Raw genomic sequence first — 22,210 nt, forward strand, 5'->3', positions numbered from 1 at the left:
TCGGTCGGGTCGCTCGGTCAGATCCGGGCGAGGACCTGGGTCAGCAGCTTGCCCATGCGCGCGGCCGAGTCGCGGCCGGCCTGGAGCACCTCTTCGTGGTTCAGCGGCTCGCCGGAGATGCCCGCCGCCAGGTTGGTGACCAGGGAGATCCCGAGGACCTCGGCGCCTGCCTCGCGGGCGGCGATGGCCTCCAGCACGGTGGACATGCCGACCAGGTCGGCGCCCATGACGCGGATCATGTTGATCTCGGCCGGGGTCTCGTAGTGCGGGCCGGGGAACTGGACGTAGACGCCCTCTTCGAGGGTCTCGTCGATCTCCTTGCACATCGCGCGCAGGCGCGGCGAGTACAGGTCGGTCAGGTCCACGAAGTTCGCGCCGACGATCGGCGAGGTGGCCGTGAGGTTGAGGTGGTCGCTGATCAGCACGGGCTGACCGGGCTTCATGCCCTCGCGCAGGCCACCGCAGCCGTTGGTCAGGACGACGGTCTTGCAGCCGGCGGCGACGGCGGTACGGACGCCGTGGGCGACGGCGGCGACGCCGCGGCCCTCGTAGTAGTGGGTCCGGCCGAGGAAGAGCAGCGCGCGCTTGTCGCCGATCTTGTACGAGCGGATCTTGCCGCCGTGGCCCTCGACGGCGGGCGGCGGGAAGCCGGGCAGGTCGGTGACCGGGAACTCGGCCTCGGGCGCACCGAGCGCCTCTGCGGCGGGGGCCCAGCCGGAGCCCATCACGAGCGCGACATCGTGGGTTTCGGCGCCGGTCAGCTCGCGCAGGCGGGCGGCTGCGGCGTCGGCGGCGGCGAAGGGGTCGGTAACAGATGCGTTCACGCAGACGAGCGTAGCCGGTGATGGCCTACGCGCGTAGATGGCGCCGCTCACGGTATTCGGATCGTTGCTTTGTCGTTTCCGACCAATTGTCCCCGGCGGGGTGTGCGGGAGCCGTGCGGGAGCCGTGTGGGAGCCGTGCGGCGCCTTCGCCGGGGCCGGACCGGGCTCAGCAGGGGCGCTTGCGGAGCTCCATCACGTAGTCGTGGGGAGCGCCCGCGGATTCGGCCGCGTCGGCGAGTTCGCCCAGGTAGCGGGCCGAGGGGAGGCCGCCCTCGTAGCCGTTCAGGACGTACACCCAGGCCGCTTCCTCGCCGTCCAGGGTGTGCACGCGCACCCGCATGCGGCGGTAGATGTCGAGCCCGACACCCTCCCACCGGTCCATCGAGTCCTCGTCCAGCGGTGCGACGTCGTACAGCGCCACGAAGACCTGGTGGCGCGGCGCTTCGACGATCGTCGCCAGCGCGCCCTCCCAGCCCATCTGCTCGCCGCCGAACGTCAGGCGCCAGTCGTTGATCCAGCCCGTGCCGCGCAGCGGCGAATGCGGAGCGCGGCGCGTCATCAGCCGCGGGTCGAGGTTGCCGGCGTACGCGGCGTAGAGCGACATGGGGTCGAGAGTACGGGAGGGGCGGCCTCCGTCGCGTGCCCGCCCGGATGCCCGTACCCCGTCGCGACCGCGCCCGGACGCCGCCACGACCGTGCCCGGGCCCCGCCGCGACCGCGTCCGGACCCCGGCAGGGCCCTGGCCTGGCCTTGCTCCCGCCCTGTCCCCGACCTGCCCCCCCCGCAGGGCCCGGATGGCGGACCGGGCGTGAAGCACCTTGATGCGTGCGGGACAATGGGGCACGGACAGCATCCCCCGGGGAGACCCCCCGGAAGCCCCGGCCGGGGCGGCAGCCGGCCGGGTAGACGTGAGGCGGAGTTTTCGTGACCCGGATCGTGATCATCGGCGGCGGACCAGGCGGGTATGAGGCGGCCCTCGTGGGGGCCCAGCTCGGCGCGGAGGTGACCGTCGTGGACTGCGACGGTCTGGGCGGAGCGTCGGTACTCACCGACTGCGTGCCCTCCAAGACCCTCATCGCGACCGCAGAGGTCATGACGACCTTCGACTCGTCGTACGAGGAGCTCGGCATCGTCGTCGCCGACGACACCCCGCCCCTGGAACAGGCCGCGCGCGTCGTCGGCGTGGACCTCGGCAAGGTGAACCGGCGCGTCAAGCGCCTCGCGCTCGCCCAGTCGCACGACATCACCGCCTCCGTCACCCGGGCCGGCGCCCGCGTCGTACGGGGCCGCGGCAAGCTCGGCGGCCCGCAGGGCATCGACGGAACGCGCGACGTCATCGTCACCGCGGCCGACGGCACCGAGACGATCCTGACGGCCGACGCCGTGCTCATCGCGACCGGCGGCCACCCCCGCGAGATCCCGGACGCGATGCCCGACGGCGAGCGGATCCTGAACTGGACCCAGGTCTACGACCTCGACGAGCTCCCGGAAGAGCTCATCGTGGTCGGCTCCGGTGTGACCGGCGCCGAGTTCGCCGGCGCCTACCAGGCCCTCGGCTCCCGGGTGACCCTGGTGTCCTCCCGCGACCGCGTGCTGCCCGGCGAGGACCCGGACGCCGCCGCCGTCCTGGAGGACGTCTTCCGCCGCCGCGGCATGAACGTCATCGGCCGCTCCCGCGCCGAGTCCGCCAAGCGGGTCGGCGACCGCGTGGAGGTCACCCTCTCCGACGGCCGGGTCATCACCGGCACGCACTGCCTGATGGCGGTCGGCGCGATCCCGAACACGAGCAACATGAACCTGGAGGAGTCCGGGGTCAAGCTCAAGGAGTCCGGGCACATCTGGACCGACAAGGTCTCGCGCACCTCCTCGCCCGGCGTGTACGCGGCCGGCGACGTGACCGGCATCTTCGCGCTGGCCTCCGTGGCCGCCATGCAGGGCCGCATCGCGATGTACCACTTCCTCGGCGACGCGGTGGCCCCGCTGAACCTCAAGACGGTCTCCTCGAACGTCTTCACCGACCCCGAGATCGCCACCGTCGGCTACACGCAGGCCGACGTGGACTCCGGCAAGATCGACGCCCGGGTCGTGAAGCTCCCGCTGCTGCGCAACCCGCGCGCCAAGATGCAGGGCATCCGCGACGGCTTCGTGAAGATGTTCTGCCGCCCGGGTACCGGCATCGTGGTCGGCGGCGTGGTCGTCTCGCCGCGTGCGAGCGAGCTGATCCACCCGATTTCGATCGCCGTCGACAACAACCTGACGGTCGAGCAGATCGCAAACGCGTTCACCGTGTACCCCTCGCTGTCCGGGTCGATCGCGGAAGTGGCGCGCCAGCTGCACACCCGGAAGGCCGCCGGCGAGGCATAGATCCCGGTAACGCCCCTTGTGTGCAAGGGTTTTGGTGTGGACTGGCGGCCCGTCGCGGAGCAGGTGCGCGGCGGGCCGACCGCGTATACCACTAGTTGCCCCACCGTATGGACAACTTCGGAATTCCGGCGCAAAGAGCTGAAAGCAGACGGTCGTTGGGGTTACTGTCAGTTTCGTGTTCGCTGCAGAACGTCGCCAATTGATCCTCGAAATGGTGCGGGCCAACGGAGCGGTATCGCTCCGGGAGCTCGCCCGCGTCGTCCAGACCTCCGAAGTGACCGTACGGCGGGACGTGCGGGCACTGGAGGCAGAAGGACTCCTCGACCGCCGGCACGGCGGTGCGGTGCTGCCGGGCGGTTTCACCCGCGAATCCGGCTTTCCGCAAAAGTCCCATCTCGCGACGGCGGAGAAGACCGCCATCGCCGATGTCGCGGCCTCCCTCGTCGAAGAGGGCGAGGCCATCGTCGTCGGCGCGGGCACCACGACCCAGGAGCTGGCCCGCCGGCTCGCCCGGGTGCCCGGTCTGACCGTCGTGACCAACTCCCTCCTGGTCGCCCAGGCGCTGGCCCATGCCAACCGGGTGGAGGTGGTGATGACCGGCGGAACCCTGCGCGGGTCCAACTACGCCCTCGTCGGCAGCGGTGCCGAACAGTCCCTCCAGGGCCTGCGCGTCTCCCGCGCCTTCCTCTCCGGGAGCGGCCTGACGGCGGAGCGCGGCCTGTCCACGTCCAACATGCTCTCGGCGAGCGTGGACCGTGCCCTGGTCCAGGCGGCGGCGGAGGTGGTGGTCCTGGCCGACCACACGAAGCTCGGCACGGACACCATGTTCCAGACGGTGCCGACCGACGTGATGACCCGCCTGGTCACGGACGAGCCTCCACCGCACGACGACCGCGCGGGCACGGAGCTCCAGGCGCTGGCGGACCAGGGGGTCCAGATCACGGTGGCCGGCGCCGCCGCGTCCCCCGGCGCGCCCGGCGAAGGCATGGCAGGCCGCCGCCCCCGCCGCGAGTCCCCCCTCCCCGTCCAACGTCGGGGCGGCCCCACGGCCCAGCTCCGCAGCGCGGGCATGATCCCGGACCCCCAGCCGGGCGAGCGCGAACGCGCGAGGGTGGCGGACATGCGGCGGCGGTGAGGGACGGGCGGCAGCCGGGCCCCGCAGACGAGAAGCGGCCCCTGGGATCCTTTCGGGTCCCAGGGGCCGCTGTCGTATCGGCGCCGCACGCGGTAACGGCGGTCAGTCAGGTCAGTCCTTGATCTCGCAGATCGTGGCGCCCGAGGTGAGCGAGGCGCCGACCTCGGCGTTGAGGCCCACGATGGTGCCGGAGCGGTGCGCGTTGAGGGGCTGCTCCATCTTCATGGCCTCGAGGACGACGACGAGGTCGCCCTCGTTGACCTGCTGGCCCTCTTCGACGGCCACCTTGACGATGGTTCCCTGCATGGGGGAGGCCAGGGTGTCGCCGGAGGCGGCCGGGCCGCTCTTCTTGGCGGCGCGGCGCTTGGGCTTGGCCCCGCCGGCCGCGGCGGTGCGGGCCAGGGTCATGCCGAGCGAGGACGGCAGGGACACCTCGAGGCGCTTGCCGCCGACCTCGACGACCACGGTCTCGCGGCCGGGCTCGTCCTCGGTGTCCTCGACGGCCGGGACCACGAACGCGGGGATCGTGTTGACGAACTCGGTCTCGATCCAGCGGGTGTGGATCGTGAACGGGTCCGAGGTGAAGGCCGGGTCGGCGACGACCGCGCGGTGGAAGGGGATGGCGGTGGCCATGCCCTCCACGTCGAACTCGGCCAGCGCGCGGGCCGCGCGCTGCAGCGCCTGCTCGCGGGTGGCGCCGGTGACGATGAGCTTGGCGAGGAGCGAGTCCCAGGCGGGGCCGATGACCGAGCCGCTCTCGACGCCCGCGTCCAGGCGGACGCCCGGACCGGTCGGCGGGGCGAACTTGGTGACGGTGCCGGGGGCCGGCAGGAAGCCGCGGCCCGGGTCCTCGCCGTTGATGCGGAACTCGAAGGAGTGGCCGCGCAGGACCGGGTCCCCGTAGCCGAGCTCTTCGCCGTCCGCGATGCGGAACATCTCGCGGACCAGGTCGATGCCGGTGACCTCTTCGGTGACCGGGTGCTCCACCTGGAGGCGGGTGTTGACCTCGAGGAAGGAGATCAGGCCGTCGGCGGAGACGAGGAACTCGACGGTGCCCGCGCCGACGTAGCCGGCTTCCTTCAGGATCGCCTTGGAGGCGGCGTACAGCTCGGCGTTCTGCGCCTCGGTCAGGAACGGCGCGGGCGCCTCCTCGACCAGCTTCTGGTGGCGGCGCTGGAGGGAGCAGTCGCGGGTGGAGACGACGACCACGTTGCCGTGGCTGTCGGCCAGGCACTGGGTCTCGACGTGGCGGGGCTTGTCGAGGTACTGCTCGACGAAGCACTCGCCGCGGCCGAAGGCGGCGACGGCCTCGCGCACGGCGGAGTCGTAGAGCTCGGGGATCTCTTCGAGGTTCCGGGCGACCTTGAGTCCGCGTCCACCGCCACCGAAGGCGGCCTTGATCGCGATGGGCAGGCCGTGCTCCTGGGCGAAGGCCAGGACCTCGTCCGAACCGGAGACCGGGTCGGGGGTGCCGGCCACGAGCGGCGCACCGGCGCGCAGCGCGATGTGGCGGGCGGCGACCTTGTCGCCGAGGTCGCGGATGGCCTGCGGGGGCGGGCCGATCCAGATCAGGCCCGCGTCGAGGACGGCCTGCGCGAAGTCGGCGTTCTCGGAGAGGAAGCCGTATCCGGGGTGGATGGCGTCCGCACCGGAATCGGCTGCGGCCTGCAGGATCTTGGCGATGTCCAGGTAGCTGGCGGCCGGGGTGTCACCGCCCAACGCGAAAGCTTCGTCGGCCGCTCGGACGTGCAGAGCGTCCCGGTCCGGATCGGCGTAGACGGCTACGCTCCCGATCCCGGCATCCCGGCAGGCCCGAGCAACACGGACTGCGATTTCGCCACGGTTGGCGATGAGCACCTTGCGCACGATGGCTCCCTCCTTGAAACAAGCTGAGTTTAGGGACAGCCCACACGGCCTTTCGACCCTTCCCCGATGGTGACCTTGCCCACACAGAGTGTGATTTGAGTCGACTTCGAGTCGAAAACCCTTGTGACGCCCCACGTCAGGGGGATCCCCGACTGCACAGTAACCCCGACGCGTGTCCCGGGTCTCTGTCCGGCAGGTTAGCGGGCCCGGGTGAATCTTTGTCGGGTCCCTACGAATGACCTGGCAATTACCTGCCGAGGGCCGCGCGGGCACCGCCCGGCCCTCCCGCGGTAACGAAGGTGACGCGGCCCCTTGTCCCAAGGTTTACCCGTTAGTAGCCTCCAGGGCGTCGAACGGGCTTGTGGTCGTGGGGGATGGGGGCGTCGTGGCTGGTGCGGGTGGGGTGGTGCTGCGGAGATCCGTGGCCGGAATGACCGCGGTCGTCCTCGTCGTGGAAGCGGCGGTGCTCGTTTTCGTCCACATCGTCCTGGGACGGACCACCGAGAACCAGTCGATGTCCATAGCGGGCATGAATCCGGATGTCATGTCCAAGGCAACGTATGCACTGGGCGCCTGCATGGGCGGCTTCCTGCTGCTCTGCGCCGTCCTGCTCGCCGTCGCAGCGATCCGCGACCGGGCCCCCGGCGCCTTCGCCCGCGTGGTCCTCGTGAGCGCCGCCGTCACCCACGGCGTGCTCGGCGCCCTCGTCGTCGGCCTGGTCGGCTGGGGCGCCTTCGCGGTGATGATGCTGATCCTGTGCCTGCTCGTACTGAGCATGACCCTCTACGGGGCCAAGGGCGCGGCCGGCGCGGGCCCGGCCGGCGGGCCCGGCGGAGCGGACCGTGCGGCCGACGACGTGCAGGACACGCCGCCGGGTCCGCCGCTGCTCGGGGACTTCGGGGACTTCAAGCCCACAAGTCCGTGATCGACACGCCCAGTTCGGCCAGCAGCGAGCGCAGCAGCGGCATGGAGATCCCGATCACATTGCCGTGATCCCCGTCGATGCCCTCGATGAACGGCGCCGACAGCCCGTCCAGGGTGAACGCCCCGGCCACGTGCAGCGGTTCCCCGCTCGCCACGTACGCCGCCACCTCCGCGTCCGTCGGCTCGCCGAAGCGCACCGTCGTGGACGCCGTGGCCGAAACCTGACGCCCGGTCGCGGTGTCGATCACGCAGTGCCCGGTGCGCAGCACCCCGGCGCGCCCGCGCATCGACTTCCAGCGCGCCGTGGCCTCCTCGGCGTCCGCGGGCTTGCCCAGCGCCTCGCCGTCGAGCTCCAGCACCGAGTCGCAGCCGATCACCAGGGCGCCCGCTGCCTCGTCCAGGCCCGCCACGACGGCCGCCTTGGCCTCGGCCAGTGCGAGGGCCAGAGCGCTCGGGTCGTCGTGGTTCAGCGTGTCCTCGTCGAACCCGCTGACGATCACGTGCGGGGCGAGCCCGGCCTGGCGCAGCAGGTTCAGCCGGGCGGGCGAGGCGGAGGCGAGGACGAGGGCGTGGCGGGTTTCGGCAGTCATGCCCGTCATCGTAGGGCGGGCCCGCACGCCCGTAAGCCCGCGCCCGGGTCCGAAAGGGACGGCCTAGAAGCCCACGCCCAGTACGTACACCACCACGAGCATCGCGAGGACGACGACCACGGTCATCCGCCGGACCATCGCCTGCGCGTCGCGCATGTCCTTGGGCGGCTCGTTCTTCGGGTCTGACCAGAGCATGTTCCGATCCTGGCCCGGGGAACGGCAGTGGCGCCTGAGTACGGGTACTCAGGCGCCACCGTCCGTTCACGTCATCTTCACGCCCGGACTCAGCCTTGTCCGGGCCAGTACGTACGGCCCCACGCGCCGGGCCCCGGCTGCGGCAGCGTCCGCCGCGCCACCCGGCCCGGGGCCGACCACGCGTCGGCCGGCCTGCGCGCGCCCGACGGCACCGACGCCAGTACCGCCGCGCGCGCTTGGACCACCGCCAGTGCGGCGGCCAGCTCCTCGGGGGTCGGGTTCCCCTTGACGACCTTGATCACCACAGGACTGCCCTCCTAGGGCCTAGAGGGGGATGTTGCCGTGCTTCTTCGGGGGCAGGGACTCCCGCTTGGTGCGCAGCTGCCGCAGTCCCTTCACCACGTGCGCCCGGGTCTCGGACGGCATGGTCACCGCGTCGATGTAACCGCGCTCGGCGGCCGTGTACGGGTTCAGCAGCGCGTCCTCGTACTCGGCGATGAGCCGCGCCCGGGTCTCCTCGGCGTTGCCCGCCTCCTCCGCTTCGGCGATCGCCCGGCGGTGCAGGATGTTGACCGCGCCCTGCGCGCCCATGACGGCGATCTGCGCGGTCGGCCAGGCGAGGTTCAGGTCGGCGCCCAGGTGCTTGGAGCCCATCACGTCGTAGGCGCCGCCGAAGGCCTTGCGGGTGATGACGGTGATGAGGGGGACGGTGGCCTCGGCGTACGCGTAGATCAGCTTGGCGCCGCGCCGGATGATTCCGTTGTACTCCTGGTCGGTGCCCGGCAGGAAGCCCGGGACGTCGACGAACGTCAGCACCGGGATGTTGAAGGCGTCGCAGGTCCGCACGAAGCGTGCGGCCTTTTCGGAGGCGTCGATGTCCAGGCAGCCGGCGAACTGCATCGGCTGGTTGGCGACCACGCCGACCGGGTGGCCCTCGACGCGGCCGAAGCCGGTGAGGATGTTCGGCGCGAACAGCGACTGCGTCTCCAGGAACTCCGCGTCGTCGAGCACGTGCTCGATCACGGTGTGCATGTCGTACGGCTGGTTGGCGCTGTCCGGGATCAGTACGTCGAGCTCGCGGTCGGAGTCGGTGACCTCGGTGTCGGCCTCCTCCGGGAACGCGGGGGGCTCGGAGAGGTTGTTCGAGGGCAGGTAGGAGAGGAGCGACTTCACGTACTCGATGGCGTCCTTCTCGTCACCCGCCATGTGGTGCGCGACGCCTGACGTGCTGTTGTGCGTGCGCGCCCCGCCCAGCTCCTCGAAGCCGACGTCCTCGCCGGTGACCGTCTTGATGACGTCCGGGCCGGTGATGAACATGTGCGAGGTCTGGTCGACCATCACCGTGAAGTCGGTGATGGCGGGGGAGTACACGGCTCCGCCGGCGCAGGGCCCGACGACCAGGCTGATCTGCGGGATCACGCCGGAGGCGTGCACGTTGCGGCGGAAGATCTCCCCGTACATGCCCAGCGCGCTGACACCCTCCTGGATGCGGGCGCCGCCGGAGTCGTTGATCCCGACCAGCGGGCAGCCGGTCTTCAGGGCGAAGTCCATGACCTTCATGATCTTCTGGCCGTAGACCTCGCCGAGGGCCCCGCCGAAGACGGTGAAGTCCTGGGAGAACACGGCGACGGGCCGCCCGTCGACGGTGCCGTAGCCGGTGACGACCCCGTCCCCGTAGGGCCGGGTCTTCTCCAGACCGAAGTTCGTCGAACGGTGCCGGGCGAACTCGTCGAGCTCGACGAAGGACCCCTCGTCCAGCAGCAGGGCCACCCGCTCACGCGCCGTCAGCTTCCCCTTGGCGTGCTGCTTTTCCACCGCCCGGCTGGACCCGGCGTGGGTGGCTTCCTCGATGCGGCGCTGCAGATCCGCGATCTTCCCCGCGGTGGTGTGCATGTCGATCGGCTCTGACGGTTGTGACATCGGGGTCGCGGCTCCCTGCGTGGTGTCAACTGCCTGGCAATTCACTGACTACTACTGGCTACTGGTGCGTAGCGTATCGGCGGGCATGGCGCTCGGCAGTGCGGCGTTTGACACACCTGATCTGGGTTGCCTGGTCTCGCCGCCCCCCTTAGGGGAGCGGCCTTGGAGCGGACCCGGGAGCACGCGCTCACCCGCGCGGGTGCACGTACCGGAACGGTCGTGACGGCTCCGCGGCCCGTGCGTCGGTAGGGTGATCACGGAACGTGAATGACCGCTTCACCGGTCAGCAGGCCGGGGCTGCCATACGACGGGGAATCCTGATGCCATCAGACGCTTCTGCCTCCGCGGGCCGCTGGTCGAGCCTTGACCGGCCGCCGCTGAACGCCGCCGTGCTGCGGCGCAGCCTCGTGACCGACGGAGGGCTGTGGACCTCGCTGGAGGTGGTGCCCGCCACCGGTTCCACCAACAGCGACCTCGCCGCGCAGGCCGGCAAGCTCCCCGAGGGGGCCGTGCTCGTCGCCGAGGAGCAGACCGCCGGCCGGGGCCGGCTCGACCGGAGCTGGGTGGCGCCCGCGCGCTCGGGGCTGTTCTTCTCCGTACTGCTCAAGCCGGGGCCCCAGGTGCCGCAGGAGCGGTGGGGGTGGCTGACGCTGCTGGCCGGGGTGGCCACCGCGACCGGGCTCTCGCAGGCCGCCGGGGTGGACACCGGCCTCAAGTGGCCCAACGACCTACTGGTCACCGTGGACGGCGAGGAGCGCAAGACCGGCGGGATCCTCGCCGAGCGGGTCGGTGACGGGGTCGTCGTCGGGATCGGGCTCAACGTGACGCTGACCGACGACGAGCTGCCCGTGGACACCGCCGGGTCGCTGCTGCTCGCCAAGGCCTCCGTCACCGACCGGGACCCGCTGCTCAAGGCCGTACTGCGCTCGCTGGAGCAGTGGTACGAGCGCTGGCGCGCGGCCGGCGGGGATCCGGCGGCCAGCGGGCTGCAGGAGACCTACGCGGCGGGCTGCGCCACCCTCGGCAAGCACGTGCGTGCCGAGCTGCCCGGCGGGCGCACCCTCACCGGGACGGCCGAAGCGGTGGACGCGGACGGCAGGCTCGTCGTGCGGACGGCCGAGGGACAGCACGAGGCCGTGGGGGCCGGGGACGTCGTCCACCTGCGGTCGGTCCGATAGCCGGGCCGGGGGGTCCCCGCTGGTCGGCGGAGTAACGGAGTAGGGGAGTGAGCTACGGCACACCTGCCGTATGGTTTAGGCGATCCCGGTCCTCGCGGTGATCAACCGGTTCGGCAGTGCGCACGGAATGGACAGGAGGCGGCCCTTGACCGTCGACGACCCGCACTCCAGCGCGCCCGCCCCCGCCTCCGCGACCGCACCCGGAGCGGCGGCCGGCGGTGCGCCCGGCCAGGGCAGCCCCTCCACCCCGATCGGACGGGACCAGCACACTCCCCACCACGAGGTCGACCACACGGCGCAGCCGACGGCCGACCCGCTCGCCATCCGCCTGGAGCAGCTGATCCTGGGCGCCGAGCGCCGGTACACCCCCTTCCAGGCGGCCCGCAGCGCCGGGGTCTCGATGGAGCTCGCGTCCCGCTTCTGGCGGGCCATGGGCTTCGCGGACATCGGCCAGGCCAAGGCCCTGACGGAGGCGGACGTACTGGCGCTGCGGCGCCTGGCCGGTCTGGTCGAGGCGGGGCTGCTGTCCGAGCCGATGGCGGTGCAGGTGGCCCGGTCCACCGGGCAGACCACGGCACGGCTCGCGGAATGGCAGATCGACTCCTTCCTGGAGGGGCTGACCGAGCCCCCGGAACCGGGGATGACCCGCACGGAGGTCACGTACCCGCTGGTCGAGCTGTTGCTGCCGGAGCTGGAGGAGTTCCTCGTCTACGTGTGGCGGCGCCAGCTGGCGGCCGCGACCGGGCGGGTCGTCCAGGTGGCCGACGACGAGGAGATGGTCGACCGGCGGCTCGCGGTGGGCTTCGCGGACCTGGTGGGCTTCACGCGCCTCACGCGCCGCCTGGAGGAGGAGGAGCTCGGCGAGCTGGTCGAGTCCTTCGAGACCACCTCGGCGGACCTGGTGGCCGCGCACGGCGGCCGGCTGATCAAGACCCTGGGCGACGAGGTGCTGTACTGCGCCGACGACGCGGCGACGGCGGCGGAGATCGCGCTGCGGCTGATCGAGACGATGGAAGCCGACCCGCAGATGCCGGAGCTGCGCGTGGGCATCGCGTTCGGGACCGTGACGACCCGGATGGGCGACGTCTTCGGGACCACGGTGAACTTGGCCTCGCGGCTGACCTCCATAGCCCCCAAGGACGCGGTCCTGGTGGACGGGGCGATGGCCGAGGAACTCGGCCGCACGGGCGCGGCGCCGGTCTCGGAGAAGGAGGCCGAAGCCGAGGAGGGCGGCGGCTCGTACCGCTTCGCGCTCCAGCCGATGTGGCAGCGCCCGGTGCGCGGGCTGGGCGTCGTGGAGCCCTGGTCGCTGACCCGAAGGAAGCCTAAGATCCCGGCGTAACGTTCGTTAACCGGGAGGGCCGCCCTGTGTCCGAGTCTGCGTCTGTATCCGCTGTGTCCGAGTTCGTGGAGGTGCGCCGGCACGCGGACGGGGTCGCCGAGCTGGTCCTGGACCGGCCGAAGGCGATGAACGCGGTGTCCACGGACATGGCGCGGGCCATCGGCGCCGCGTGCGCCGCGCTCGCGGCGGACGCGTCGGTACGGGTGGTCGTGCTCTCCTCGGCGGCCGAGCGGGCCTTCTGCGTGGGTGCGGACCTCAAGGAGCGCAACTCCCTGTCGGACGCCGATCTGGTGCGCCAGCGGCCCACCACGCGGGGCGCGTACGGGGGCGTGCTGGAGCTGCCGATGCCGACGATCGCGGCGGTCCACGGGTTCGCCCTGGGCGGCGGCTTCGAGCTGGCGCTGGCCTGCGATGTCATCGTGGCCGACGAGACGGCCGTGGTGGGCCTGCCCGAGGTGTCGGTCGGCGTGATCCCGGGCGGCGGCGGTACGCAGCTGCTGCCGCGGCGGGTGGGCGCGGCGAGGGCCGCGGAACTGATCTTCACGGCCCGCCGGGTGGAGGCCGCGGAGGCGCTCGCCCTGGGGCTGGTGGACCAGGTGGTCGCGGCGGGCTCGGTGCGCGAGGCGGCGCTGGAGCTGGCCGGGCGGATGGCGGCGAACTCCCCGGTCGGGCTGCGGGCCGCCAAGCGGGCGCTGCGGCTGGGGCACGGGATGGACCTGACGGCCGGGCTGGAGATCGAGGACGCGGCGTGGCGCGCGGTGGCCTTCTCCGGGGACCGGGCGGAAGGCGTGGCGGCGTTCAACGAGAAGCGGAAGCCGGCCTGGCCGGGGGTGTGATCCCGCTTCGGCGGTGCCCGTTCCCCCATCACCGCGCGTGATCTTGTCGGCACCGAATGTCGTGCCAATTGTCACTAAATCGGACAAACCCCCTAACCTGGGGTGATGGGTGTTGATGGACGGCTGCGAGCCGTCGTGGGCCTCGCGCAGGCCATGGCGGCCGCGTGCGCGCCGCGGGACAGTGTGCGGGCCGCGGCGCGGGGGGCGAGGCTGGCGATGGACGGCTCGTTCGCCGCGATCTCGGCGTGGGAGCGCGAACGGGGGCGCCTGCGCGTCCTCGTGAACGAGGGTGAACGCCGGGCGGGGGAGGAGGAGTTCCCCGAGGACGAGTCGTACCCCGTCCACGACTTCCCCGAGATCACCGAGTTCCTGCACGAACGCTGGGCCGGCGGCGGCGGTCCCCACGCCTGGGTGGAGAGCGCCGTCGGCGACCGGCCCGGGAGTCGCGGCCGGGCGCTGCGCCGGCGCGGCCGCGGGACCTGCGTGGTCGCGCCCATCGTGCTGAGCGGACGCGCCTGGGGAGAGCTGTACGTCGCACGGGACGAGGGGCTGCCCGACTTCGACGAGGAGGACGCCGAGTTCGCGACCGTCCTCGCGGCCGTGGTCGCGGCCGGGCTCGCGCAGAACGACCGGCTGGAGGAGGCCCGGCGGCTCGCCTTCACCGATCCGCTGACCGGGCTGGCCAACCGGCGGGCCGTGGACATGCGGCTCGACGAGGCGCTGGAGGAGCACCGCCGCAGCGGCGGGCGGACCGTGGTCAGCCTGGTCGTCTGTGACCTGAACGGCCTCAAGAAGGTCAACGACACCCTCGGTCACGCCATGGGCGACCGGCTGCTGGAACGATTCGGCTCCGTCCTCAGCCGGTGCGGGGCGATGCTCCCGGGCGCGCTGGTCGCCCGGTTGGGCGGAGACGAGTTCTGCCTGGTCAGCGTGGGCCCCTCGGCGGACGAGGTGGTGCGGGTCACCGAGGAGGTGTGCCTGCGCGCCGCCGAGCTGGAGCTGGGCGAGGGAGTCGCCTGCGGGGTCGCCTCCACCGGTGACCCGATCGGCCCCGTCAAGTCCTCGCGGCGGCTCTTCCGGCTGGCCGACGCGGCCCAGTACAAGGCCAAGGCGGCGCGCTCGCCGAAGCCGGTGGTGGCGGGCCGGGACACGGCCGTCGTCCGACTGGCCGACGCGGCCCCGCAGGACCCTGCCGAACGCCGCCGGTTCCGGGGGCGGGCGTAGGCGATTCCAGCCCTGCCGGGCCCCCGGAGCCGCCGCCGGGCCCCCGCCGGACGGAGTCCGGCGCAGCGGTGCGAAGCCCGCGCAGCGGTGCGAGCGCCGCGTCGAAAGGAGAGGGGTGACATGAAGGGATTCAGTCCGTAGGGTGCTGAATATGGATATGCACACCGTCGTAGTGGGAACGTCCGGGACCACCGCCGAGGACGTCATCGCCGTCGCCCGGGGCAACGCCCGCGTCGAGCTTTCCGCCGAAGCCGTGGAAGCCCTCGGCCACGCCCGCGGGATCGTGGACGCCCTCGCCGCCAAGCCCGAACCCGTCTACGGGGTGTCCACCGGATTCGGGGCGCTCGCCTCCCGGCACATCAGCCCCGAACTGCGCGCGCAGCTCCAGCGCAACATCGTCCGCTCGCACGCCGCCGGCATGGGCCCGCGCGTCGAGCGGGAGGTCGTGCGCGCGCTGATGTTCCTGCGGCTCAAGACCGTCGCCTCCGGACACACCGGCGTCCGGCCGTCCGTCGCCCAGACCATGGCCGACGTCCTGAACGCCGGGATCACCCCGGTCGTCCACGAGTACGGGTCCCTGGGCTGCTCCGGCGACCTCGCCCCGCTCTCGCACTGCGCGCTGGCCCTGATGGGCGAGGGCGACGCCGAAGGCCCCGACGGGACCGTCCGGCCCGCCGGCGAGCTGCTCGCCGAAGCCGGGATCGCCCCCGTGGAGCTCCGCGAGAAGGAGGGCCTCGCCCTCCTCAACGGCACCGACGGCATGCTCGGCATGCTGGTCATGGCCCTCGCCGACCTCGGCAAGCTGTACACCTCCGCCGACATCACCGCCGCGCTGACCATGGAGGCGCTGCTCGGCACGGACAAGGTGCTCCAGCCCGAGCTGCACGCCATCCGCCCGCACCCCGGCCAGGGCGCATCCGCCGCCAACATGGCCGCCGTCCTCAAGGGCTCCGGGCTCATCGGGCACTTCCAGGAGGAGTCCGCCCCGCGCGTCCAGGACGCCTACTCCGTGCGCTGCGCCCCGCAGGTGGCCGGCGCGGGCCGCGACACCATGGCGCACGCCGCCCTGGTCGCCTCCCGCGAGCTGGCCGCCGCCGTGGACAACCCGGTGGTCCTGCCCGACGGCCGCGTGGAGTCGAACGGCAACTTCCACGGCGCCCCGGTCGCGTACGTCCTGGACTTCCTGGCCATCGCCGCCGCCGACCTCGGCTCCATCGCCGAGCGCCGCACCGACCGCCTCCTCGACAAGAACCGCAGCCACGGCCTGCCGCCCTTCCTCGCGGACGACGCCGGCGTGGACTCCGGGCTCATGATCGCCCAGTACACGCAGGCCGCCCTGGTCAGCGAGATGAAGCGGCTCGCCGTCCCGGCCTCCGCCGACTCGATCCCCTCCTCCGCCATGCAGGAGGACCACGTCTCCATGGGGTGGTCGGCCGCGCGCAAGCTCCGTACCGCCGTCGACAACCTCACCCGGATCATCGCGATCGAGATGTACGCGGCCACCCGCGCCATCGAGCTGCGCCACGGGCTCACCCCGGCGCCGGCCAGCCGGGCCGCCATCGCGGCGGCGCGCGCGGCGGGCGTGGAGGGTCCCGGACCGGACCGCTTCCTCGCCCCCGACCTGGCGGCCTCGGACGCGTTCGTCCGTTCGGGCGGCCTGGTGGACGCCGTGGAGTCCGTGACGGGCCCGCTGGCCTGATCCACGCGGAATGAGTGAGGAAACGGGCCGCGCCCGGGGTGAGGACCCCCGGCGCGGCCCGTTCCCGTACGCGGGCGGGTGCGTACGCACACCTGCGCGCGGGCTCAGGCCGCCCCGTCGCCGAAACGGCGCCGTGCCGAACGCCGCAGCGCCGTGTGGACGAGCCAGCCCGCCGCCGCGCCGGCCGCGTACCAGAACAGGTCGGGCGCGTTGAAGGTGGAACCGAGCACGAGACGGGCGAGCGTGCTGCGCCGGGAGAGCTCCGCCAGCACCGGGCCGAGCTGGAGGAATTCGACCGCCCAGCTGGCGGCCAGCGCGATCGCGGCGGCCCTGGTGGGCGACACCCGCGGGGCGGCCGCGACGACGAGGGTGAGCAGCAGGACGGTGTACAGCGCGTCGCCGCCGTACTTCGCCACGTCCCCGGCCGCCACGGCCCTGAGTCCCAGTCCCGCGCCGATGGTCAGCCCGGCGGCCGCCACCGCCGCCGTGCGGGTACGTGCCCGCATGGCGGCCGTGCGTCCGGAGGAGGAGGGGATGGCCTAGGCCGTGCGCGAGCGGCGCACCGAGAAGGTCACGAAGCCGGCCCCGAGGCCCAGGCAGAGCGTGCCGGCCAGCAGGTACGGGGTGGTGTCGACGCTGCCCGTGTCGGCGAGCGCGAGGGAGGCCTCCTCGGCCGAGAGCGTCGAGACCGTCGAAATCGTGGAGACGGACCCGGTCTGGGCCTGCGCACCGGCCGCGGCACGCGTACCGGCGTTGCCCGCGTGTCCCGGTGCGGTGGCATTGGCCGAGGGGACGAACCAGAGGGCGGCGAGGAGGGTGGTCGCCCCGAGGGCGGTGAGCGTCGATCGTCGTGCGGACACGGTGCGATCCCCCTTGTGGCAGCAGCGAATTGGCCGTGTGGACTGATGCTACATCCGTCCTCCACCGGAGTTCCGTCCGGCGGAGAAGGCCCCGTGGGGTCCGGGCGGGTCGGGGGAAACCCGGGGCTGCGCCGGGATTACTCTCCGTCGTATGAACTCTTCTGAGACATCACGATTCGTACGACTTCGAGTTGATTTGGTACTAGAGGTGCCGGACGTCGAGGCGTTGACCGGGGCCGCCCTCGCGCACATCAAGGCCGACGAGTTCATGCCGGACGAGGAGCGCGGCCACGCGGAGGCGGCGGTCCGGGAGGACGAATCGGAGGCTCTGGCCTACCTGGTGGACCCGACCGACCTGGTCGCGGACATCCCCGGAATCGAGCTGGCGCAGGCCTCCTGGAGCAGCGAGCCCGTCGAATACGACCCCGAGTCCATGGAGTGGGACATCGACGAGGAAGATGGAGGTCTCGACGAAGAGGCTGACAACGCCTGACGGTGGGGTTGACCACATTCGAACGGAATGTGGATCCGATCCAGGGTGTTCGCGCGTTGTCAGGAAGGAGGCAGGGGGGTCACTCCCCCCTGTCCGGGGAGTTCCTGCAACGATGGAGTGGCGTGTGAGGACGGACAGCAAGCGTCGGAGAAGGTCCCTGGTGGCCGTATCCGCCGTACTCGGTGGCGTACTGGTGCTCGCGGGATGCAATGACGCGGGGGGCGGGGACGCGCCGAAGGCGAACGGCGAGGCATCGGCCAAGGCCGACGTCGACGCCGCGGCGGCCAAGGACACCTCCAAGGCCCGAATAACCATCACTCCCAAGGACGGCGCCACCAACGTCGGCCTGAACGACGCGGCCAACGTCGCCGTGGTCGACGGCACGCTCACCACCGTCGAGCTGAAGAGCTCCGAGGGCACGGTGGTGGCGGGCAAGATAGCCGCCGACGGCAAGAGCTGGAAGCCGGACGGCGCGCTGAAGAAATCGACCAAGTACGCGCTGTCGGCCGCCGCGAAGGACGAGGCGGGCCGCGAGGCGCACGAGAACGCCTCCTTCACGACCGTTTCCCCGGAGAACAGCTTCGTCGGCTCGTTCATCCCGGACGAGGGCCAGACCGTCGGCGTGGGCATGCCGGTCTCGATCACCTTCAACAAGCCCATCAAGGACAAGAAGGCCGTCCAGGCGGGCATCACGGTCACCTCCAGCAGCGGCCAGGAGGTCGTGGGCCACTGGTTCAGCACGCAGCGGCTGGACTTCCGCCCGGACAAGTACTGGACGGCGAACTCCACCGTCACGCTGAAGCTGGCGCTCGAGGGCGTCCAGGGCGCCCCCGGCGTCCAGGGCGTGCAGAACAAGACCGTCAACTTCAAGATCGGCCGGAGCCAGGTCTCCACGGTCGACGCGAAGACGAAGAAGATGACGGTCGTACGGGACGGCGAGGTCCTCAAGACCATCCCGATCTCGGCGGGCTCCCCGGCGAACCCGACGTACAACGGCCAGATGGTGATCTCCGAGAAGTTCAAGGAGACCCGGATGAACGGCGCCACCGTCGGCTTCACGGACGACGACGGCAAGGGCGAGTACGACATCAAGGACGTGCCGCACGCGATGCGCCTGTCGAACTCCGGCACCTTCGTGCACGGCAACTACTGGGGCTCGGACTCGATCTTCGGCAGCGTCAACACCAGCCACGGCTGTGTCGGCCTGAACGACGCCAAGGGCGCGAACGACCCGGACCAGCCCGCGGCCTGGTTCTTCGACAACTCCCTCATCGGAGACGTCGTCACGGTCGTCAACTCCCCGGACAAGACGATCAAGCCGGACAACGGCCTCAACGGCTGGAACATGAGCTGGGCGGACTGGAAGGCCGGCTCGGCCGTCTGACGCGCCGATAGGAACACTGCCCCGCGACGAACGGCGGGGAGCCCCGACCAGGGGGCTCCCCGCCGTTCGCGTTCCCCCGGCCCGACTCGTCCCCCGGCTCGTCTCCCGGCTCCGCGGAAATGGGCGGTGCGGGGCGGTGGCGGCCGGTCTAGGGTCCGAAGATGACGACGATCACCGAGCTCTCCGCACCCCCGACCGACCTCGAGGTGGACCACTGGTGGGCGGTCCTGACCGCCGCCCGGACGGCCGACCTGCCGCAGCTGCCGGCGCCGTCCCGCGGGGAGGTGGCCGGCCGGCTGCGGGTACTGCCGGCGCGCGGGCGGGCCGTGCACTGGGCCTCGGAGGAGGCGATCGCCTCCCTGCTCCTGTTCACGGACGGGAGCAACGAGCACACCGCGCACCTGGACCTGCTGACGGTACGGCCGGACGCGCGCCGGCGGGGCGCGGGCGCGGCCCTGTGGCAGCGGATCCGGGCGGAGCTGCTCGCACAGGGCCGGACCTCGGTGTCGGCGGAAGTGGACCTGGACGGTCCGGGCGAGGCGTTCGCGCGGTCGCTGGGCTTCGAGAACGTGCTGCCGATGGCCTGGTACGTCCAGGACGTACAGGAGGCGCGCGCCCGCTTCGGGGCCGAGACCCCGGCTTCGACGCCCACCCCGCCCGGCTACGAGCTGCTGTGCTGGCCCGGCCTGGTCCCCGACGCCTGGGCCGAGGCGTCGGCCGTGGCCCACGGAGCCATGGAGGACGCCCCGAGCGGGGACCTCGACCAGCGGACCCCGACCTGGACGGCGGAGCGCCTGCACGCGTCCCAGCGGCTGATCCTGGCCCGGGGCGGCGCGCTGACCACGGTCGCCGCGGTCACCCCGCAGGGCGAGGTGGCGGCGTACACGGAGCTGGCCCTGCCGGACCCGGCCGGCCCGCGCGCCCTCCAGTACGACACGGCGGTCGTTCCCGCCCACCGCGGCCACGGTCTGGGCCGCGCGGTCAAGCTCCGCATGCTCGCGCAGACGGCCGACCACCACCCGGCCCTGCGCCACATCGCCACCTCGGTGGCGGACGACAACGCCCCGATGCTCGGCGTCAACACCGCCCTCGGCTACCGGCGCGAGCGCGGGCTGGGCTACTTCCAGCTGACGCTCTAGCTCGCGGTCCGGCTCGCGTTCTAGCTCATGTTCTGGCTCGCGCTCCGGCCGTCCCCGGGAGCGATGGGGGAGGGCGCGGCGGCCGGGGCCGGGGAGGCCTGAGTGGCCGGGGAGGCCGACCAGGACGACAGCAGACGCAGGGCGTCGGCCGACGGGGAGCCGGGGGGTGCGTGGTAGGTGACCAGGAACATCGCCGGGTCGCCCGGCAGGGCCAGGGTCTCGAAGGAGAGGCTGAGCGCCCCCACCAGCGGGTGCCGCAGCCGCTTCACACCGTGGATCTTGTTGTCCGCCACCGTGTGGGCCGCCCACAGCCGCCGGAACTCCTCGTTCTTCACCGACAGCTCGCCCACGAGCGCCGTCAGCCGTTCGTCGTCGGGGAACTGGCCCGCGTACACGCGCAGGTTGCTCACCACCTCGCAGGCCCGGCACTCCCAGTCCGCGTACAGATCGGCCGTCGCCGGGTCCAGGAACACCAGCCGTACGAGGTTGCGCTCCTGCGCCGGCAGCGCGCCGAAGTCGCCGAAGACCGCCGCCGCCAGCCGGTTCCAGCCGATCACGTCCTGCCGCCGCCCGACCAGGTACGCGGGCACCCCGTCCATGGCGTCCAGCAGCGTCCGCAGCTCCGGCCGCACCTGCTGCGCGCGCTGGGCCTGGCGGCGCTTGCGGGGCTGCGGGCCGGCCAGGTGGCTCAGGTGCTCGCGCTCCGTGCCGTCCAGGCGCAGCGCCCGCGCGATGGCGTCGAGGACCTCCGCGGACACGTTCTGCCCGTGGCCCTGCTCCATCCGCGTGTAGTACGCCACCGAGACCCCCGCCAGCTGCGCCAGCTCCTCGCGGCGCAGCCCGGGGACCCGGCGGTGGCGCCCGTAGTCGGGCAGGCCCACGTCCTCGGGGCGGAGCCGGGCACGACGGGAGCGCAGGAATTCACCGAGTTCGGCACGTTGGTCAAGCTGGTCCATTACCCCAGTATTACCGCGCGCGGGTGCGGGCCGGGGGGCTGTGCCTGACCCCGCCAGTACTAGGTTCGCCAGTCCTAGGCAGGACAGGGGGATGGGCAGGCGCACAGCGGCCGGGCAGGCTGGTGCCACCGAAAGAACAGCAGCACCGCTTTACGAGGAGCCCCACCGTGTCCGTCACCCAGGTCGCCGCCTACGCCGCCCCCGCGCCCAAGGCCCCGCTGGAGCGCACCACCGTCCCGCGCCGCCCGGTCGGCGCGCACGACGTACTCATCGACATCAAGTTCGCCGGGATCTGCCACTCCGACATCCACCAGGTCACCGACGGCTGGGGCGAGGGCATCTACCCCATGGTCCCGGGCCACGAGATCGCCGGTGTGGTCGCCGAAGTCGGCCCGGACGTCACCAAGTTCGCGGTCGGCGACCGGGTGGGCGTCGGCTGCTTCGTGGACTCCTGCCGCGAGTGCGAGCAGTGCCTCGCCGGCCAGGAGCAGTTCTGCGCCAAGGGCATGACCGGCACGTACAACGCCCTCGACAAGAACGGCGAGCCCACGTACGGCGGTTACTCCACCCACGTGGTCGTGGACGAGAACTACACCGTCCGCATCCCCGAGGGCCTCCCCCTCGACGTCGCCGCCCCGCTGCTGTGCGCAGGCATCACCCTCTACTCCCCGCTCAAGCACTGGAAGGCCGGCCCCGGCAAGAAGGTCGCGATCGTCGGCCTCGGCGGCCTCGGCCACATGGGCGTCAAGATCGCCCACGCGCTCGGCGCCGAGGTCACCGTCCTCTCGCAAACCCTGCGCAAGAAGGAGGACGGCCTCAAGCTGGGCGCCGACCACTTCCACGCCACGAACGACGAGGCCACCTTCGAGGAGCTGGCCGGCCGCTTCGACCTGATCGTGTCCACGGTCTCGGCGCCGATCGCCCTCGACTCCTACCTGGGCCTGCTGAAGGTGGACGGCGCCCTGGTGAACGTCGGCGCCCCGGAGGAGCCGGTCTCGCTGAACCTGTTCTCCGTCATCGGCGGCCGCAAGACCCTGGCCGGCTCGATGATCGGCGGGATCGCCGAGACCCAGGAGATGCTCGACTTCTGCGCGGAGCACGGCCTGGGCTCGGACATCGAGGTGATCCGGGCGGAGGAGGTCAACGAGGCCTACGAGCGGGTGCAGGCGGGCGACGTCCGCTACCGCTTCGTGATCGACACCTCGACGATCTGACCTCACGCGGGCAGGACGGGCGGGGCGGGCGGATCCGGTAGTCGGTGTCACATGTTCTTCATGCCGC

Annotated in this window: 22 protein-coding genes; 12 read left to right on the forward strand and 10 right to left on the reverse strand. The window is 72.0% G+C overall.

Going from position 1 to position 22,210, the window contains the following annotated elements; genetic code table 11:
• Window positions 1-17: 17 nt before the first annotated feature.
• The gene (locus OG490_RS23380; RefSeq protein WP_330298234.1) at window positions 18-824 is read right to left on the reverse strand and encodes a purine-nucleoside phosphorylase; all 807 of its coding nucleotides are present in this window, start codon (window positions 822-824) and stop codon (window positions 18-20) included.
• A gap of 166 nt (window positions 825-990) precedes the next feature.
• Window positions 991-1,428: a gamma-glutamylcyclotransferase gene (locus tag OG490_RS23385; RefSeq protein ID WP_112449900.1), complete on the reverse strand. Its 438-nt coding sequence runs from the start codon at window positions 1,426-1,428 to the stop codon at window positions 991-993.
• 320 nt (window positions 1,429-1,748) lie between these two features.
• On the opposite strand from OG490_RS23385, the gene OG490_RS23390 reads away from it, so the two are divergent.
• Window positions 1,749-3,188: an NAD(P)H-quinone dehydrogenase gene (locus tag OG490_RS23390; RefSeq protein WP_330298235.1), complete on the forward strand. Its 1,440-nt coding sequence runs from the start codon at window positions 1,749-1,751 to the stop codon at window positions 3,186-3,188.
• A gap of 175 nt (window positions 3,189-3,363) precedes the next feature.
• Entirely contained in the window at window positions 3,364-4,323 is a 960-nt protein-coding gene (locus tag OG490_RS23395) for a DeoR/GlpR family DNA-binding transcription regulator (protein ID WP_330298236.1), read from the forward strand.
• A 111-nt stretch (window positions 4,324-4,434) separates the two neighbouring features.
• On the opposite strand, the gene OG490_RS23400 is transcribed toward OG490_RS23395, so the two are convergent.
• The gene (locus tag OG490_RS23400) at window positions 4,435-6,189 is read right to left on the reverse strand and encodes an acetyl/propionyl/methylcrotonyl-CoA carboxylase subunit alpha (protein WP_330298237.1); all 1,755 of its coding nucleotides are present in this window, start codon (window positions 6,187-6,189) and stop codon (window positions 4,435-4,437) included.
• A gap of 430 nt (window positions 6,190-6,619) precedes the next feature.
• Between OG490_RS23400 and OG490_RS23405 the strand changes: the two genes are divergently transcribed.
• A complete protein-coding gene (locus tag OG490_RS23405; RefSeq protein WP_330301024.1) occupies window positions 6,620-7,114 on the forward strand; it encodes a hypothetical protein in 495 nt (164 codons plus the stop codon).
• On the opposite strand, the gene OG490_RS23410 is transcribed toward OG490_RS23405, so the two are convergent.
• The 4 genes from OG490_RS23410 to OG490_RS23425 form a co-directional block, all read right to left on the reverse strand.
• Entirely contained in the window at window positions 7,095-7,712 is a 618-nt protein-coding gene (locus OG490_RS23410) for a Maf family protein (RefSeq protein WP_443065859.1), read from the reverse strand. The two genes, OG490_RS23405 and OG490_RS23410, sit on opposite strands and share 20 nt — an antisense overlap.
• A gap of 54 nt (window positions 7,713-7,766) precedes the next feature.
• Window positions 7,767-7,898, reverse strand: coding sequence for a morphogenic membrane protein MmpB (gene mmpB / locus OG490_RS23415; RefSeq protein ID WP_099889787.1), 132 nt, complete (start codon window positions 7,896-7,898; stop codon window positions 7,767-7,769).
• 89 nt (window positions 7,899-7,987) lie between these two features.
• Entirely contained in the window at window positions 7,988-8,200 is a 213-nt protein-coding gene (locus tag OG490_RS23420; protein WP_330301025.1) for an acyl-CoA carboxylase epsilon subunit, read from the reverse strand.
• Between the two features lie 22 nt (window positions 8,201-8,222).
• Window positions 8,223-9,818, reverse strand: coding sequence for an acyl-CoA carboxylase subunit beta (locus OG490_RS23425; protein ID WP_330298239.1), 1,596 nt, complete (start codon window positions 9,816-9,818; stop codon window positions 8,223-8,225).
• Window positions 9,819-10,138: 320 nt separating this feature from the next.
• Here OG490_RS23425 and OG490_RS23430 point away from each other — a divergent pair, with 320 nt between their 5' ends.
• The 5 genes from OG490_RS23430 (at window position 10,139) to hutH (ending at window position 16,097) form a co-directional block, all read left to right on the forward strand.
• Window positions 10,139-10,996, forward strand: coding sequence for a biotin--[acetyl-CoA-carboxylase] ligase (locus OG490_RS23430; protein WP_330298240.1), 858 nt, complete (start codon window positions 10,139-10,141; stop codon window positions 10,994-10,996).
• Between the two features lie 145 nt (window positions 10,997-11,141).
• Complete coding sequence (locus OG490_RS23435; RefSeq protein ID WP_371617579.1) at window positions 11,142-12,338, forward strand: adenylate/guanylate cyclase domain-containing protein; 1,197 nt, start codon at window positions 11,142-11,144, stop codon at window positions 12,336-12,338.
• Window positions 12,339-12,391: 53 nt separating this feature from the next.
• Window positions 12,392-13,174, forward strand: a complete 783-nt coding sequence (locus OG490_RS23440) for an enoyl-CoA hydratase/isomerase family protein (RefSeq protein ID WP_330298241.1) — start codon at window positions 12,392-12,394, stop codon at window positions 13,172-13,174.
• Window positions 13,175-13,279: 105 nt separating this feature from the next.
• Window positions 13,280-14,398, forward strand: a complete 1,119-nt coding sequence (locus OG490_RS23445; protein ID WP_330298242.1) for a GGDEF domain-containing protein — start codon at window positions 13,280-13,282, stop codon at window positions 14,396-14,398.
• A 157-nt stretch (window positions 14,399-14,555) separates the two neighbouring features.
• The gene (gene hutH, locus OG490_RS23450; RefSeq protein ID WP_330301027.1) at window positions 14,556-16,097 is read left to right on the forward strand and encodes a histidine ammonia-lyase; all 1,542 of its coding nucleotides are present in this window, start codon (window positions 14,556-14,558) and stop codon (window positions 16,095-16,097) included.
• Between the two features lie 104 nt (window positions 16,098-16,201).
• On the opposite strand, the gene OG490_RS23455 is transcribed toward hutH, so the two are convergent.
• Both OG490_RS23455 and OG490_RS23460 read right to left on the reverse strand, forming a co-directional pair.
• Window positions 16,202-16,603: a DUF2809 domain-containing protein gene (locus OG490_RS23455; protein ID WP_330298243.1), complete on the reverse strand. Its 402-nt coding sequence runs from the start codon at window positions 16,601-16,603 to the stop codon at window positions 16,202-16,204.
• 33 nt (window positions 16,604-16,636) lie between these two features.
• The gene (locus OG490_RS23460; protein WP_330298244.1) at window positions 16,637-16,957 is read right to left on the reverse strand and encodes a hypothetical protein; all 321 of its coding nucleotides are present in this window, start codon (window positions 16,955-16,957) and stop codon (window positions 16,637-16,639) included.
• Between the two features lie 208 nt (window positions 16,958-17,165).
• Between OG490_RS23460 and OG490_RS23465 the strand changes: the two genes are divergently transcribed.
• From OG490_RS23465 to OG490_RS23475, 3 genes are all read left to right on the forward strand, one after another.
• Window positions 17,166-17,450, forward strand: a complete 285-nt coding sequence (locus tag OG490_RS23465) for a hypothetical protein (RefSeq protein ID WP_330298245.1) — start codon at window positions 17,166-17,168, stop codon at window positions 17,448-17,450.
• Window positions 17,451-17,562: 112 nt separating this feature from the next.
• Entirely contained in the window at window positions 17,563-18,834 is a 1,272-nt protein-coding gene (locus tag OG490_RS23470) for a L,D-transpeptidase (protein ID WP_330298246.1), read from the forward strand.
• 161 nt (window positions 18,835-18,995) lie between these two features.
• The gene (locus OG490_RS23475) at window positions 18,996-19,973 is read left to right on the forward strand and encodes a GNAT family N-acetyltransferase (protein ID WP_330298247.1); all 978 of its coding nucleotides are present in this window, start codon (window positions 18,996-18,998) and stop codon (window positions 19,971-19,973) included.
• Window positions 19,974-19,993: 20 nt separating this feature from the next.
• Here OG490_RS23475 and OG490_RS23480 read toward each other — a convergent pair whose 3' ends face one another.
• Window positions 19,994-20,929 (reverse strand): helix-turn-helix transcriptional regulator, encoded by a 936-nt coding sequence (locus tag OG490_RS23480; protein ID WP_330298248.1) that lies wholly within the window; start codon window positions 20,927-20,929, stop codon window positions 19,994-19,996.
• Between the two features lie 167 nt (window positions 20,930-21,096).
• On the opposite strand from OG490_RS23480, the gene OG490_RS23485 reads away from it, so the two are divergent.
• Window positions 21,097-22,143 (forward strand): NAD(P)-dependent alcohol dehydrogenase, encoded by a 1,047-nt coding sequence (locus OG490_RS23485; protein ID WP_330298249.1) that lies wholly within the window; start codon window positions 21,097-21,099, stop codon window positions 22,141-22,143.
• Window positions 22,144-22,210 lie beyond the last annotated feature (67 nt).

Source organism: Streptomyces sp. NBC_00503 (genome assembly GCF_036346895.1).
In the GTDB taxonomy this organism is placed as follows: Bacteria; Actinomycetota; Actinomycetes; order Streptomycetales; family Streptomycetaceae; genus Streptomyces.